Source organism: Pseudomonas sp. 3HC3, from assembly GCF_044904505.1.
Taxonomy (GTDB): Bacteria; Pseudomonadota; Gammaproteobacteria; order Pseudomonadales; family Pseudomonadaceae; genus Aquipseudomonas; species Aquipseudomonas putida_Y.
On sequence record NZ_JADDRH010000004.1, the window covers coordinates 183,242 to 196,773 of the forward strand.

Genomic DNA, 13,532 nt, shown 5'->3' on the forward strand with positions numbered 1-13,532 from the left:
GGCCTTTTAGGATGCGGCCTAGAGGGCTTTCGGCCATTGCTTGACCGAAAGGGCATCAAATCAACGGATTACTGAAATACCCACTTACAAATGCACCAAAGGTGCTCCTCGGTAACACCATTGCACCAGCGCAATGCCAAAAAGTGCAACCTACGGGTACAACCTTATAACTTCAAAGAGTCATTCGCGGGGGAACCCGTTCCCACAGGCAAAAGGTCGGGTTTACCCCTTCAATGGGCCAAAACAGCTTCCATGAGCCGGCCAAAGCTGGCACCATCGCGCCTTTTTTCATCAAGGCTCTGGTGCTGGGCGACACCTTCGCGGACATCTGCGCGACGTTACGCTGTAGCGATGCGACAAACTGCCCCACCAGCGCCCCCAGTCCCCGGCGACCCTGTTGGCCGTCATAATGCCGCTATGCTAGCTTGGCGCACGCCAGGAAGGCCGCCAACAGCTGGGAACGCACCCGAACACATGAGGACCGCACATGGCTCAGGCCACGCCCGCGCTGGAAATCCGCAATTTGCACAAACGCTACGGCGAGCAGGAAATTCTCAAGGGCATTTCGCTGACCGCTCGCGACGGTGACGTGATCTCCATCCTGGGGTCGTCCGGCTCCGGCAAGTCCACCCTGCTGCGCTGCATCAACCTGCTCGAGAACCCGCACCAAGGCGAAATCCTGGTCGCCGGCGAAGCCCTCAAGCTCAAGGCCGCCAAGAATGGCGACCTGATTGCAGCCGACAACCGCCAGATCAATCGCCTGCGCAGCGAAATCGGCTTTGTCTTCCAGAATTTCAACCTGTGGCCACACATGTCGATCCTCGACAACATCATCGAGGCGCCACGCCGCGTGCTCGGCCAAAGCAAGGCCGAGGCCATCGAAGCAGCCGAAGCGCTGCTGAACAAGGTCGGCATCTACGACAAACGCCACAGCTACCCCGCCCAGCTTTCCGGTGGCCAGCAACAGCGCGCCGCCATTGCCCGTACCCTGGCCATGAAGCCCAAGGTCATCCTGTTCGACGAGCCTACATCGGCGCTCGATCCGGAAATGGTCCAGGAAGTGCTTAACGTTATCCGCGCATTGGCCGAAGAAGGCCGTACCATGCTGCTGGTGACGCACGAGATGAGCTTTGCCCGCCATGTGTCCAGTGAAGTCGTCTTCCTGCACCAGGGCCTGGTCGAAGAGCAGGGATCGCCGCAGCAGGTCTTCGAGAACCCGACCTCGGCGCGTTGCAAGCAATTCATGTCCAGCCACCGCTAACGGAGCAATACATGCACACCTACAAGAAGTTTCTCCTGGCAGCTGCTGCCACGCTGGTGATGTCGGCAAACGCCATGGCCGCAGAAAAACTGCGCATGGGCATCGAAGCCGCCTACCCACCGTTCAACAACAAGGATGCCAGCGGTAACGTGGTTGGCTTCGACAAAGACATCGGCGACGCCCTGTGCGCCAAGATGAAAGTCGAGTGCTCGGTCGTTACCTCCGACTGGGACGGCATCATCCCGGCCCTTAACGCCAAGAAGTTCGACTTCCTGGTGTCGTCGCTGTCGATCACCGACGAGCGCAAGCAGGCTGTGGACTTCACCGATCCGTACTACTCCAACAAGCTGCAGTTCATCGCGCCGAAAAACGTCGACTTCAAGACCGACAAAGCGTCGCTCAAGGGCAAGGTCATCGGCACCCAGCGCGCCACCCTGGCCGGCACCTACCTTGAAGACAACTACCCGGATGTCGATATCAAACTCTACGACACCCAGGAAAACGCCTACCTCGACCTGGTCTCCGGTCGTATCGACGGCATCCTGGCCGACAAGTACGTGCAGTACGAGTGGCTGAAAAGCAAAGACGGCTCGAACTTCGAGTTCAAGGGTGAGCCGGTGATGGACAGCGACAAGATCGGCATTGCCGTGCGTAAAGGTGACACCAAGCTGCGCGACGACCTGAACAAAGCCCTGGCAGAAATCAAAGCCGACGGTACGTACAAGAAAATCAACGACAAGTACTTCCCGTTCAGCATCGAATGATCCGCCCTGACCGGCGCGCCCTTGCGGCGCGCCAGTCCCTAAAATGACCTGCCCATGAATATCGACCTGCACGGATTCGGTCCGGCCATGATGGCCGGCACCCTGATGACCGTAAAACTGGCGCTTTGCGCCTTGCTGCTGGGGCTGGTCCTGGGCCTGCTCGGCGCCCTGGCCAAGACCTCTCCGCTCAAGCCGCTGCAATGGCTTGGCGGCTTCTACTCGACCCTGGTTCGCGGCGTGCCCGAACTGCTGTGGGTGCTGCTTATCTATTTCGGTACCGTCGGGCTCATGAGCAGCCTCGGCGAAGCCCTGAACATGCCGGGCCTGGAGCTCAGCGCCTTCGCCGCGGGCGTGATCGCCCTGGGCCTGTGCTTTGGCGCCTACGCCACCGAAGTGTTCCGTGGCGCCATCCTGGCGATCCCCAAAGGCCACCGTGAAGCTGGCCTGGCGCTAGGCCTGTCCAAGGGCCGCATCCTCTCGCGGATCATCCTGCCGCAGATGTGGCGCATCGCCCTGCCCGGCCTTGGCAACCTGTTCATGATCCTGATGAAGGACACCGCCCTGGTGTCGGTAATCGGCCTGGAAGAAATCATGCGCCACGCACAAATCGGCGTGACCGTGACCAAAGAGCCGTTCACCTTCTATATGGTTGCGGCCTGCATCTACCTGGGCCTGACCGTCATTGCCATGACCGGTATGCATTTCATGGAAAAACGCGCCGCTCGCGGCTTTGCGAGGGCTGAACAATGAATTGGGAAGTCATCTTCAAATGGCTGCCACGCCTGGCCGAGGGTGCGGTCCTGACCCTGGAACTGGTGGCCATTGCCGTGGTTGCCGGGTTGATCCTGGCCATCCCGCTGGGCATCGCCCGTTCCTCGCGCCACTGGTACGTGCGCGCCGTGCCGTTCAGCTACATCTTCTTCTTCCGCGGCACGCCACTGCTGGTGCAACTGTTCCTGGTCTATTACGGCCTGGCGCAGTTCGATGCGGTGCGCTCCAGCTCGCTGTGGCCATACCTGCGCGATCCGTTCTGGTGCACGGTGCTGACCATGACCCTGCACACCGCCGCGTACATCGCCGAGATCCTGCGCGGCGCACTGCAGTCGATCCCCAAAGGTGAGATCGAGGCGGCGCGGGCGCTGGGTATGTCGCGGGGCAAGGCGCTGTTCTACATCATGCTGCCACGCGCCGCGCGCATCGGCCTGCCGGCGTACAGCAACGAAGTGATCCTGATGCTCAAGGCCAGTGCCCTGGCCAGTACCGTGACACTGCTGGAGCTGACCGGCATGGCCCGTACCATCATCGCCCGCACCTACCTGCCGGTGGAGATCTTCTTCGCTGCAGGCGTGTTCTACCTGGTGATCTCGTTCATGCTGGTGCAAGGCTTCAAGCTGCTGGAGCGCTGGTTGCGCGTGGATGCCTGCCAAGGCCGCTGACATCTCCTAGCCTTCTTCGCGGGCACGCCCGCTCCTACAACAGGCCTATGCTGAACCTTCGTAGGAGCGGGTTTACCCGCGAATAGGCCCTCAACCCCAACACACATCCCCATGCCCAGCCCCCTCCACAGCCACCACCTAAGCACCCGCTTCCAGGCCCTCGACCAGTTCCTGATCGAGCACCAACAGCTGTGGAAACCCCGCCCCTTCACCACCCTGCAACTGCCTTGGGAAACCACCCACCCAGCGCTTGCCGCCCACCTGCGCCAATGTTCCCTGGAAGACGCCGAAGCCGACAGCGCCGCTGACCGCTTGCCTGCCCCATTCCCGCAACTGGCCGAGCAAGCCCGACAACTCGCCACGCTCGGCAGCCTTGCGCAAACCAATCTACCGCCTGCCGCCCACCGCCTGGACGTCGCCGTCCCCGGCCGCAAATGGCAGCAGATCGAAGCCTTCGCCAGCCACCTGGCCTTCCGCAAGCAGCCCCGGCACTGGCTGGACTGGTGCTCTGGCAAAGGCCACCTCGGCCGCCGCCTGCTGCAACCCGGGCAACACCTGACCTGCCTGGAGTACGACGCCGACCTGGTCGCTGCAGGTCAGGCCCTGAGTGCACACCACCACTTGCAAGCACAGCACGTACACCAGGACGTGATGGCCACAGACAGCGCTCGCCACCTGGCTGACGATAAAAGCGTGGTTGCCCTGCATGCCTGTGGTGATCTGCATGTACGCCTGATGCAACTGGCCAGCCAGCAAGGTTGCCGGCAACTGGCCATAGCCCCCTGCTGCTACAACCGCATCGCGGCGCAGCAATACCAAGCGTTATCCACAGCCGCGCAGGCGTCGAGCCTGCTGCTTTCGCTGGACGACCTGGGCCTGCCCTTGAGCGAAACCGTCACTGCCGGCGCCCGCGTGCGGCGCCAGCGCGACACCTCGATGGCCCGGCGCCTGGGCTTCGACCTGCTGCAACGTCAGCAGCGCCAGACCGATGAATACCTGCCGACGCCTTCCCTGCCGGTGGCCTGGCTGGAGAAGCCCTTCGAGCAATACTGCCGTGACCTGGCTGAACTGAAGCAATTGCCAGTGAGCGGCAACCCGGACTGGGCAATGTTGGAAGCTGCGGGCTGGCAACGCCTGGCCGAGGTTCGGAACCTGGAGCGCGTACGCAACCTGTTCCGTCGGCCACTGGAGCTGTGGCTGGTACTCGATCGCGCCCTGTTCCTCGAAGAACAAGGCTATGACGTGCGCCTGGGCCTGTTTTGCGATTACCCACTGACCCCGCGCAACCTGCTCATTCTTGCGGAACGCGACGGTTAGCCGCAGCACAACCTGTGGATAAGTCTGTGAACAAGCTTGTGATTACCTGTTGGATCCAAGCGCTATTTCAAGCGCTTGGCTTATTCCTGCTTGCAGCTGCAGCCCAGTAAAAACAGGCGTTTGCGCAAAGACAAGCGGCGTAGCGATCCGGCATGCCTTTCGCTCAGGTCGCCGATGCCACTTGTGCATAAACATTTCTTGTGGTTAGCGCAAGCGCTGTTTGCGCGGTCATTTGTGGGAGCAGCCCTGCGTCGCGAAAGGGCTGCAAAGCAGCCCCCGCACTCTCACATTTTCAATGCGCCTTGCCCTTGGCGATCTCGATATCGTTCATCAGCGCCTTGGCCATGTCGCACAGGTAATCGGCTGCACCCAGGAATTTATGGTCGTCCTCCATATCCCCCTCGCGCACCAGGTGCTTGATGTAGCCCATCAGGATCGAGACATGCTCGTAGGCCGCGTCGACGGGGACGCCGGGCTCTACGCGTAGGAGATTGAGGGATGGGTTACCGGCTGCGAGGAAGGTTTCCACGCCTGCGGTTGTGATTGGCTCAGAAACATCTTTTTTCATGGCAAATCCTTATTCACGGAAGGAGACTGCCAAAAATCTTTCTCACGGATTTGGGGCGGCAGCCGTACGCAGGGTGAGAAACCGAGTGAATAAGGAAGCCCGGCCAGACCGAGGTCTGCCCACGTACGACCACCATGGCGGGTAACGCTTATTCAAGTCGGGTTCTCACACCCAGTCGCCAGAGCGACCCGAAAACGGTATCCGTGAGCCACTTCCCCGACAACAGCGTTACTTCGGCGGCGCGCGTAGGATACTTCCGAAGCATCCAAACCCTGAAGCTTTTGACCCCATGGTTCAGAATTGCCTTACACAGATAACCCGGCTTACCCGCCCCCGTGTAGGAGCGGGTTCACCCGCGAAGAGGCCATATCAGACAACACAAGGCTAATGCTCCACCGCCGCAACGGTGTATCATCCGCCCCCCAAATCATTAAAAAGTGACGTCGCGCGCTGCCCGCCAGCCCCGCGACCTTCTGGCGTTGCGCCAGAACCGACAATGGACCACCGGACCTGAGCATCGTGACCCGAGCCAACCCCCTCGCCCTGCTGACCTTCGCCCTGGCCCTGACCGGCTGCGCCGGCGGCACCTCGCCCCACCCCAACAGCAACCTGGGCTGGAACCACCCCGGCATGCAGCTGGGCGGCGACAACGGCCTGCCCCTGCGCACAGAAGCCCCATGCCGCAAGCGCGGCTGCGACAACGACAAGCTGTTCTTCAACCCGGGTAAAAGCGAGCCTAGCGTCACCACCATGCACCGCGGCTGGTAGGAAAATTCTTCTTTTAGGCCGGTGACTTAGGTCTTTTGCGAACATTCGCAAGGAAGTGGTTTACAGGCGCCAAACGATCGCTATAATGACGCCCCATTGCCGGTATAGCTCAGATGGTAGAGCAACTGACTTGTAATCAGTAGGTCCCGGGTTCGATTCCTGGTGCCGGCACCATACGCAGTATCAAGAAAGGCTCACCGAAAGGTGGGCCTTTTTTGTTTTCCCCCGCAGCCCCCAATCCCCTGCCTTACAGATGCCCTGAAGCCACCGCGATCGGTGTAGGAGCTGGCTTGCCTGCGATGGGCTGCGCAGCAGCCCCAACCGCCCCTAGCAGATGCAATTCTCTGATCACAGCCCAGCTCAAAAACAGACACACCCTCCAATACAAACGCTTTGACTCGCCAACCAATCCCCACTACGATTTATCGCAAATTTTAGATATTTCTGCCGAGGCAAGCCAATGGCGCTTCAATTCCACGAAAGCCCTTTCCACGCCACCCACGACGCAGATACCGCCAGCAAAATGGCCTTGAAAATGGACTTGTCCATTTTCATCACTGACTGCATCAAAAAAATGGGCCTCAAACAGCATGATGCCGCAGCCAAGCTGAACGTAACCCAATCCCGCATATCCGAGCTTGCAAATGGCAAGATCGAGAAATTCACCTTGGACGCCATGATGGACATGCTGGACAAGCTCGGCTTCCGCACAACTCTGATCCTGCCCTCGAACGATGCCGGTTCACCGCCCCAGATCGTGATCACCCAAACGCCTGGCAGCTAAACCCTGTATCCCATTTTTCTCAGTTCTTGCTTCAACTCTTTCATCCGCTGTTCGGCGACCTGCATCGCGTGCCGGTCGGACCTGTTGGTCGTTTTTACGAACGAATGCAACACGACGACCATGTCTGCAAATTTGGCCACATACACGCATCGGAATGCAGGGCTGCCGTTGATGATGAGCTCAATCGCACCCGTCCCTACCGACTCGGTTAACGACTTGATCGGCCGCTCTGGGTCCTGGCCATAATGGATGCGTCGCAGCCACGGCGAGATGCAGTATTGGGGACGGCATGGATGCCAAGAGGAGCGAATCTAGCGCAGTGGCTTGCAGTTGGCGGAATTAGAAATGTTTCGCGGTATACCCTGAAATATCGTGTTTCTCTCGCCCGCTGAAATCAGTTCGACCTCATTAGGGGCGGCTACATTCACGTTGTACCCCGCCGCATGCAGTGGCCTTGCTTGGGCAGATCTACGCGATCACTGGCAATTTCGACTTGGTGTTCGCGGGGGTTGCCGCACTCAGGACGATGGCTACGACACCAAGGCGGACATCTGCGGCCACGGGTTCCGAGCCATGGCATGCAGTGCGCTGGTCGAGCCTGGGTTGTGGTCGGAGACGGCTATCGAGCCTGTCAAACCACCCCATGCATGAAGAACTCAACCGGTACGCTGAAAAACTCAGCAAAGCCCTTTATCTGGGCAACCGTCATCTTCCGCTTGTTGTTCAGAATCTCGGATACCGCGCTCTGGGTCGCTATCGCCGACAGGTCCTTCTGCTTCACGCCCCTGTCCGACAGCAGAAAGGCCAACGCTTCGGCCTGGCTCGCGAACGGCACCAATACAGACTCACTCTCATACTCGTAGACGCGGTCCGCTACCATCTCGGCAAAGCGTGCCGCAGCGTGGCCTTCGCTGTCCGCATGGGAGTAGAGCTCGTCGATCAATGCCATGCGTGCCTCAAGCTCGGCATCGTCCTTGATGGGGTCATGGCAGGCGGCTAGAAGCTGGGCCATGGTTGCCATCTGAGTGTTCAGGCCATCGAGCATGGGTGAAATATTAGCGATGAAGGCATCTAGTCCATTGGCTTCGATTTTATCCCGCTTCATGTTGTCACCTGTCGAATTGAAATATCGCGCGGCCCAGGTTGCTACCTGATATCGCTTCTGCACCATTTGTCGTACTCGGCGTACGACAGAATGGCCTTGATGTAGAGAGTGCCCGTTCGCGCATTGAGCCACGCGATCAGGCGGCATTCGTTTTTCTTGATATCGAACACGTAGATATCAAGCGGCCCTTTGCGGCTGGCGGGCCTAAGTTTTGAGTGGGGGATGCGATCAACATTCCAGCCAGACACAGTGACCCACGTCTGCCTCAACTGTTCAAAAGATTCAAACCGCAGCGTCGCCCTGTCGAAGGTCGTCAGCCACAGGCTTAGGGGCGCTTTCCACTGGCCGTGGGTTTCAATCGCCTTGGTTACCGCCGCTTTCGTTATGACCCGCATTGTGTTGTCCCGGCGCACCAACATAGGGTGGAAAATATCTCTGATCCAGATATCTGCCAACCAGATATCTGGATGCGCGATGTACGGTGACCTGGCGATCGCCAATGGATTGATGCCCGTCAAACGAAGGGCTGGGCGAGGGGTTTACGTTCAGATCAGGTAGCCCTGAGGGAGGTTGAGCATGGCCAAGAGATTCCCCACAAACCCTCGCCACCCCGAGCGTATCTGCTGGGGTTGCGACCTTTACTGCCCTGCCAAGGCGCTAGCCTGTGGCAATGGCGCAGACCGGACCATGCATCCGGTGGAGCTGTTTGGTGAGGATTGGAATAGCTTTGAGGGCCAGTTGGAGAAGCCAGTTGAGCCAGGGCAAGCGGCAGAGCCCAGGTGAGAAAGGGCCGCTTGGCGGCCCAGCGCAGGCCTTGAACCCAGCGCTGGTTCCGTGTGCGGGCGTGCCCGCGACGCTGGCGATGCGGTTGCAGGCACCGGCTGCGCCGGTGTTCGCGGGTGAACCCGCTCCTACAGGTACAGCGCCAGGCCTTGTGGAAGAGCTGATCAGAACGCGGTGCTTACCGTCAACGACAGGTTACGCGGGTCGCCATAAATCGCCCCGGCATAGAACCCGTACTGGGTGTAGTAGTGCTTGTCGAACAGGTTGTTGGCGTTGAGGCTGACGCTGGTCTCATCGGTCAACTGGTACTTGGCCATGGCATTCCAGATGGCGTAACCGGACCAGTTCACGTCAGTGGCACCATTGCTCACACCGTTCGTGGGCTGGCCAGCCGGGCTGGAGATGGCGCGGATGTTGGTCTGCGCAGTCACGCCGGCGCCCAGGGTCAGGCGATCGAGCGGGCCGCTCAGGCGGTAGGTGGTGGAGGCCTTGAACAGGTGCGACGGGTCGCTGCGGCCGTCGCTGTCGACGCGGCGGAAGTGCAGGTAGGTGTAACCGGCGTAGACGTTCCAGCTGGGGGTCAGGGCGCCCGCGACTTCCAGGTCGATACCATCGGTTTCCTGCCCGGAGCCGGCCTTGTAGGCGCTGCCGCCGGTCGGGGTGGTCAGGTCGCCGTCCAGCACAGCCTTGTTTTCCTGCTTGGTGCGGAAGTAGGCCGCCGAGGCGTTCAGGCGACCATCGAACCACTCACCCTTGATACCTGTCTCGTAGCTTTGCCCACGAATCGGCTCGACCTTGCTGCCGCTGCTGGTTTCAGAGGTTTGCGGGGTAAAGATGTCGGTGTAGCTGGCGTATACCGAGTAGTTGTCGTTGAGGTCGTACACCGCGCCCAGGTAGGGGGTGACGATGCCGTTCTCTTCCTGGCTGCTGCGCTCGCCGGCCACGCTGCGGGTGACCGAGGAATAGTTGCTGGTGCGCACGCCAACGATCACCGACAACGGGTCGGTGATGCTCAGGCGGGTGGCGGCGTACATGCCTTGCAGGCGGGTGGTGGTCTTGCTGTGAAGGCCGGTGCGCGAGGCGATGAGGTCGTAGTCGTCATCCACGCCATTGTGCCAGTCGGTCACCGGGAAGCCGTTGTTGGCGCGGAACTGGCAGCCCAGTGCAGGCGCGCTGGCCATGCCGTCGCCGACCATGGTGCAGGTGTACTGGGGCGACCAGCCGACGGTGCGGCTGTCGTTGTAGCCGACCATGGCCTGGTGGGTGCGGCCGAACAGCTGGAACGGGCCAGACAGGTCGATCTGCGCCGACTGCTGGGTGGTGTCGCTGGAGCTGTGCAAACCGTTCAGTACGGCGCCGCTGCCGTCCTGGTCCCAATAGCCGCCGTAGCTGCCGCGCCCTGCCGAGTTCACCTTGGCAAGGCCCCGGTGGTTCAGGGCTTCGGTGGTGGCCTGGGCGGCTTTCAGGTCCAGGGTCCAGTCGTTGTCGAAGCGGTGCTCTAGCGAACCGAACGCAGTGCGGGTGGTGTATTCGCCAAAGCTCCAGCTGGGCACCAGGTTGGTGCTGCGCGGCAAGTCGGTCTTGCTGCCGTTGCGGTACCAGATCGGGATGTTCGCGCCCCAGCCGCCGCCCACAACCTTGTTGTACTCATACTGGTAACCGGCGCCCAGGGTGGTGGCGTCGTCCAGGTCGAACTCGAAATTGGCCAACGCGGCGCGGGAGCGCTCGGACTGGTTGTCACGGAAGGAGTTGGCATCCTGTTGGGTCATCACGAAGCGCGAACGCAGGCGGCCATCTTCGGACAGAGGCAGGTTCAAGTCAGCCCCCAGACGACGCTTGTCCCAGCTGCCGTAAGTGGCATAGGCACTGCCGCCGAAGGTTTTGGTGGGTGCCTTGCGGATCAGGTTGACGGTTGCCGAGGGGTCGCCGGTGCCGCCCAGCAGGCCGTTGGCGCCGCGCACGATGTCGATGCGTTCGTACAGGTCCATGTTCAGCGCATTGCCGCTGCCACTGAAATCGGAACCGCCCTGGGTCTGCAGGCCATCGACCTTCCAGTTGCTGATCGAGTAACCACGGGCGCGGTAGTCGGTACGCCCACCCACCTCGGACTTGTTGGCTGTTACGCCTGGGGTGGTTCCCAGTGCCTGCTCGATGGTGTGGATGTCGCGGTCATCCATCTGCTGGCGGGTGATGGTGGTAACCGATTGCGGCGTCTGCCGTGGTGTCAGTGCCAGGCCTGTGGAGCTACGGGTGCTCTCGACCGTGTAGCCCAACTGGCCGGCCTCGTCGGCAGGCAATAATGCGCTGTCTTCGATCTGCGTGGCGTCCAGTACAAGGGGTTTGCCGTCGGCAGCCATTGCCCCACCGCTGATGGCGACGGCAACGCAGAAGGCCAGCGGCTTGAGGCGACTGCCACTTTGACTGAAGGGGGTGAACGCTGTCGGGATGCTCTTGGGATTCATTTGGGAAGGCTTCGTATTTGCAGATGATTTTTTGTTAGGATTCTAGGGATCAGCCCTCCGGGCTCCAGCCCCGACATGTACGGGGATGTAATTGAACGTAACGAGCGCCACCGGCCCTCACCTAACAGGTGTTTTTCTGCATGAGCACGACCCTGCTGGTTGTCGATGATGACGACGAGATCCGCGAACTTCTTTGTGATTACCTGAGCGATGCCGGCTACAACGTGCTGGCCGCAGCCGACGGTGAACAGATGCGCGACCAGTTGGCCCGGCACAAAGTGGAACTGGTGGTGCTCGACCTGATGCTGCCGGGTGAGGACGGCCTTAGCCTGTGCAGGCAGCTGCAGGCCACCCCCGGGTTGGCGGTGATCATGCTGTCAGCCAAGGGCAGCACGCTGGACCGCATCATCGGCCTGGAGGTGGGCGCCGACGACTATCTGGCCAAGCCCTTCGAACCACGCGAACTGATCGCCCGGATCAAAGCCGTACTACGTCGTCCGCAACGCCTGGGCACTTGTGCCGAAGAGCCCGTGGTGGACGCCCAGCTGTTCGCAGGCTTTCGTCTGGAACACGTCAAGCGCCTGCTCACCCGCCCGGATGGCGAGACCCTGACCCTGCCGCGCTCCGACTACCGCGTGCTGCGCGAACTGCTGGAAGCCAACAACCGAGTGGTCTCCCGTGACCAACTGACCCGCAGCGCGTTCGGCCGCGATCACCTGCCCGACGACCGCTCGGTGGACATGTGTGTCAGCCGCCTGCGCCAGCAGCTGCGCCGGGCGCCGGCGGGGGCCGCGCAAATCCTGACCATCCGCAACGAGGGCTACCTGCTGAGTATCGCCACCCTCGCGGCCGGGGCCTGACATGCGCTGGTTTCACCGGCTGTGGCCACGCACCTTGTTTGGTCAACTGCTGCTGATCATGGTCAGTGGCACGCTGGTGATCCAGTTGATGTCGAGCAGCATCTGGTTCGATGTGCGTTTCGCCCAGGCGCTAGAGGTGCCCGTGCGACTGGTTGCTGCACGCAGCGCCGCCCTGATTGCCCAGATCGACTGCCACGGCGGTACATTGCAGGCGCCAGCCCACTACCAGCTTCGCTGCGTCGAAAGCCTGCCTGCGCAAGAGCATGACGAGCGCCCTGGGCGCAGGCGGGTCGAGCTGTTGCTGCAGCAGGCCCTGAAGTACGAACTGGGGCATGCCCAGGACGTGCGCCTGATGAACGTGCAACTCACCGACGAACTGGGCCAACCGATCGTCTGGCGCAGCCTGTTCGGCCTGCGCACGGCCCAGGCGCATATCCAGTTCGCGGTGCCGCTGGCCGATGGGCACTGGCTGACCATTGCGGGCCAGGAACTGCAGGGCTGGAGCGGCGAGTCGGCCTGGGTGCTGATCAGCGATTACCTGCTGCGGGTGTATGCGCTGCGTATTGTCGCCGTGTTGCTGGTGTGCCTGATTGCCGTGCGCCTGTGCCTGCGCCCGTTGCGGCGCCTGGCCGATGCCGCACGCGGCCTGGGCAGCAACCTCGAGCAGCCTCCCCTGGCGCTGGACGGCCCGGAGGAAGTGCGCCAGGCGGCTCAGGCGTTCAACGCCATGCAGCAGCGGCTGATTGCCATGGTCAACGACAAGGCCTACTTCCTGGCCGCCGTGTCTCACGACCTGCGCACCCCACTGACCCGCATGCGCCTGCGCCTGGAGCGCTTACCCGATGACGAACACCGCCATCGCCTGCGGCAGAACATCACGCAGATGGACGATATGATCGGTCAGGTTCTGGATTACCTGCGTGCAGGAGAGCAGCAGAATTTGCAGCAGGTGGACCTGGACCGGCTGGTGACGCGCCAGTGCGCGGACCTGGCGACGGACCAGGAACCACTGCCGGTGCACGGCCGGGTGAACAGCCTGCGGGGAGATGCCCTGCTGCTGCAGCGCTGCCTGCAGAACTTGTTGGTCAATGCGTTGCGTTATGCCAAGGATGTTTCTATCACGCTGGAGCGGACCACCACAGGGGTGTTCATCCACATCGACGACCGCGGGCCGGGGATTGCGCCAGCGCTGCTGACGACCATTACCGACCCGTTCGTGCGCGGTGAGGGGTCGCGTAACCAGGCATCCGGCGGATATGGGCTGGGGCTGAGCATTGCCCAGCGGATTGCCGCCAGCCATGGGGGTGAGCTGATGCTGTCGAACCGTGAGAGCGGTGGGTTGCGGGTCAGCATATTGCTGCCTGGCTAACGCGATCTTCTGTGGGCTTTGTGTCGCGATGGGCTGCGCAGGCCTAGGAAGTCGC

15 protein-coding genes, 1 tRNA gene and 1 pseudogene are annotated in these 13,532 nt (G+C 61.3%); 12 read left to right on the forward strand and 5 right to left on the reverse strand.

Annotated elements, in window-relative coordinates; genetic code table 11:
• Positions 1 to 487 precede the first annotated feature (487 nt).
• The 5 genes from INQ47_RS09785 (at position 488) to INQ47_RS09805 (ending at position 4,778) form a co-directional block, all read left to right on the forward strand.
• Positions 488 to 1,261 carry an ABC transporter ATP-binding protein gene (locus tag INQ47_RS09785; protein WP_003255746.1) on the forward strand — a complete coding sequence of 258 codons (774 nt, stop codon included), beginning with the start codon at positions 488 to 490 and terminating at the stop codon, positions 1,259 to 1,261.
• 11 nt (positions 1,262 to 1,272) lie between these two features.
• Positions 1,273 to 2,025, forward strand: a complete 753-nt coding sequence (locus INQ47_RS09790; RefSeq protein ID WP_021782626.1) for an ABC transporter substrate-binding protein — start codon at positions 1,273 to 1,275, stop codon at positions 2,023 to 2,025.
• A 54-nt stretch (positions 2,026 to 2,079) separates the two neighbouring features.
• Positions 2,080 to 2,775 carry an ABC transporter permease gene (locus tag INQ47_RS09795; RefSeq protein WP_252461059.1) on the forward strand — a complete coding sequence of 232 codons (696 nt, stop codon included), beginning with the start codon at positions 2,080 to 2,082 and terminating at the stop codon, positions 2,773 to 2,775.
• Positions 2,772 to 3,461, forward strand: a complete 690-nt coding sequence (locus tag INQ47_RS09800) for an ABC transporter permease (protein ID WP_014589362.1) — start codon at positions 2,772 to 2,774, stop codon at positions 3,459 to 3,461. Before INQ47_RS09795 ends, INQ47_RS09800 begins: the two co-directional genes overlap by 4 nt.
• A 111-nt stretch (positions 3,462 to 3,572) precedes the next feature.
• Entirely contained in the window at positions 3,573 to 4,778 is a 1,206-nt protein-coding gene (locus INQ47_RS09805; RefSeq protein ID WP_404701589.1) for an adenovirus L4-33K/L4-22K family protein, read from the forward strand.
• A 292-nt stretch (positions 4,779 to 5,070) separates the two neighbouring features.
• Here INQ47_RS09805 and INQ47_RS09810 read toward each other — a convergent pair whose 3' ends face one another.
• Positions 5,071 to 5,346, reverse strand: coding sequence for a DUF3077 domain-containing protein (locus INQ47_RS09810; protein WP_019439071.1), 276 nt, complete (start codon positions 5,344 to 5,346; stop codon positions 5,071 to 5,073).
• A 519-nt stretch (positions 5,347 to 5,865) separates the two neighbouring features.
• Here INQ47_RS09810 and INQ47_RS09815 point away from each other — a divergent pair.
• The 3 genes from INQ47_RS09815 to INQ47_RS09825 all read left to right on the forward strand — a co-directional run bounded on the left by INQ47_RS09815 (position 5,866) and on the right by INQ47_RS09825 (position 6,898).
• A complete protein-coding gene (locus INQ47_RS09815) occupies positions 5,866 to 6,114 on the forward strand; it encodes a hypothetical protein (RefSeq protein WP_011953231.1) in 249 nt (82 codons plus the stop codon).
• Between the two features lie 98 nt (positions 6,115 to 6,212).
• Positions 6,213 to 6,288 (forward strand) — tRNA-Thr (locus INQ47_RS09820).
• 286 nt (positions 6,289 to 6,574) lie between these two features.
• A complete protein-coding gene (locus tag INQ47_RS09825; protein ID WP_209968718.1) occupies positions 6,575 to 6,898 on the forward strand; it encodes a helix-turn-helix domain-containing protein in 324 nt (107 codons plus the stop codon).
• On the opposite strand, the gene INQ47_RS09830 is transcribed toward INQ47_RS09825, so the two are convergent.
• A complete protein-coding gene (locus INQ47_RS09830) occupies positions 6,895 to 7,209 on the reverse strand; it encodes a type II toxin-antitoxin system RelE/ParE family toxin (RefSeq protein ID WP_404701631.1) in 315 nt (104 codons plus the stop codon). The two genes, INQ47_RS09825 and INQ47_RS09830, sit on opposite strands and share 4 nt — an antisense overlap.
• A gap of 101 nt (positions 7,210 to 7,310) precedes the next feature.
• Here INQ47_RS09830 and INQ47_RS09835 point away from each other — a divergent pair.
• Positions 7,311 to 7,525: pseudogene (locus tag INQ47_RS09835) on the forward strand (integrase); the annotation flags it as partial.
• A gap of 4 nt (positions 7,526 to 7,529) precedes the next feature.
• Here the strand turns inward: INQ47_RS09835 and INQ47_RS09840 are convergent.
• Complete coding sequence (locus tag INQ47_RS09840; RefSeq protein WP_004575922.1) at positions 7,530 to 8,003, reverse strand: type II toxin-antitoxin system HigA family antitoxin; 474 nt, start codon at positions 8,001 to 8,003, stop codon at positions 7,530 to 7,532.
• Between the two features lie 41 nt (positions 8,004 to 8,044).
• Positions 8,045 to 8,521 carry a type II toxin-antitoxin system HigB family toxin gene (locus INQ47_RS09845; RefSeq protein WP_404701590.1) on the reverse strand — a complete coding sequence of 159 codons (477 nt, stop codon included), beginning with the start codon at positions 8,519 to 8,521 and terminating at the stop codon, positions 8,045 to 8,047.
• 58 nt (positions 8,522 to 8,579) lie between these two features.
• Here INQ47_RS09845 and INQ47_RS09850 point away from each other — a divergent pair, with 58 nt between their 5' ends.
• Positions 8,580 to 8,786 carry a DUF3079 domain-containing protein gene (locus INQ47_RS09850; protein WP_252461650.1) on the forward strand — a complete coding sequence of 69 codons (207 nt, stop codon included), beginning with the start codon at positions 8,580 to 8,582 and terminating at the stop codon, positions 8,784 to 8,786.
• 164 nt (positions 8,787 to 8,950) lie between these two features.
• Here INQ47_RS09850 and INQ47_RS09855 read toward each other — a convergent pair whose 3' ends face one another.
• On the reverse strand, positions 8,951 to 11,248 hold the full coding sequence (locus INQ47_RS09855; protein WP_404701591.1) for a TonB-dependent siderophore receptor: 2,298 nt from the start codon (positions 11,246 to 11,248) through the stop codon (positions 8,951 to 8,953).
• Positions 11,249 to 11,388: 140 nt separating this feature from the next.
• Between INQ47_RS09855 and INQ47_RS09860 the strand changes: the two genes are divergently transcribed.
• Both INQ47_RS09860 and INQ47_RS09865 read left to right on the forward strand, forming a co-directional pair.
• The gene (locus tag INQ47_RS09860) at positions 11,389 to 12,108 is read left to right on the forward strand and encodes a response regulator (RefSeq protein ID WP_404701592.1); all 720 of its coding nucleotides are present in this window, start codon (positions 11,389 to 11,391) and stop codon (positions 12,106 to 12,108) included.
• A 1-nt stretch (position 12,109) separates the two neighbouring features.
• A complete protein-coding gene (locus INQ47_RS09865) occupies positions 12,110 to 13,477 on the forward strand; it encodes an ATP-binding protein (protein WP_404701593.1) in 1,368 nt (455 codons plus the stop codon).
• Positions 13,478 to 13,532: the final 55 nt, after the last annotated feature.

What these genes read in the sequence shown, in the direction of transcription:
- INQ47_RS09810 (WP_019439071.1), bottom strand. Translation starts at nt 5,346, where the DNA reads ATGAAAAAAGATGTTTCTGAGCCAATCACAACCGCAGGCGTGGAAACC.
- INQ47_RS09840 (WP_004575922.1), bottom strand. Translation starts at nt 8,003, where the DNA reads ATGAAGCGGGATAAAATCGAAGCCAATGGACTAGATGCCTTCATCGCT.
- INQ47_RS09860 (WP_404701592.1), top strand. Translation starts at nt 11,389, where the DNA reads ATGAGCACGACCCTGCTGGTTGTCGATGATGACGACGAGATCCGCGAA.
- INQ47_RS09795 (WP_252461059.1), top strand. Translation starts at nt 2,080, where the DNA reads ATGAATATCGACCTGCACGGATTCGGTCCGGCCATGATGGCCGGCACC.
- INQ47_RS09800 (WP_014589362.1), top strand. Translation starts at nt 2,772, where the DNA reads ATGAATTGGGAAGTCATCTTCAAATGGCTGCCACGCCTGGCCGAGGGT.
- INQ47_RS09790 (WP_021782626.1), top strand. Translation starts at nt 1,273, where the DNA reads ATGCACACCTACAAGAAGTTTCTCCTGGCAGCTGCTGCCACGCTGGTG.
- INQ47_RS09865 (WP_404701593.1), top strand. Translation starts at nt 12,110, where the DNA reads ATGCGCTGGTTTCACCGGCTGTGGCCACGCACCTTGTTTGGTCAACTG.
- INQ47_RS09805 (WP_404701589.1), top strand. Translation starts at nt 3,573, where the DNA reads ATGCCCAGCCCCCTCCACAGCCACCACCTAAGCACCCGCTTCCAGGCC.
- INQ47_RS09785 (WP_003255746.1), top strand. Translation starts at nt 488, where the DNA reads ATGGCTCAGGCCACGCCCGCGCTGGAAATCCGCAATTTGCACAAACGC.
- INQ47_RS09825 (WP_209968718.1), top strand. Translation starts at nt 6,575, where the DNA reads ATGGCGCTTCAATTCCACGAAAGCCCTTTCCACGCCACCCACGACGCA.
- INQ47_RS09855 (WP_404701591.1), bottom strand. Translation starts at nt 11,248, where the DNA reads ATGAATCCCAAGAGCATCCCGACAGCGTTCACCCCCTTCAGTCAAAGT.
- INQ47_RS09850 (WP_252461650.1), top strand. Translation starts at nt 8,580, where the DNA reads ATGGCCAAGAGATTCCCCACAAACCCTCGCCACCCCGAGCGTATCTGC.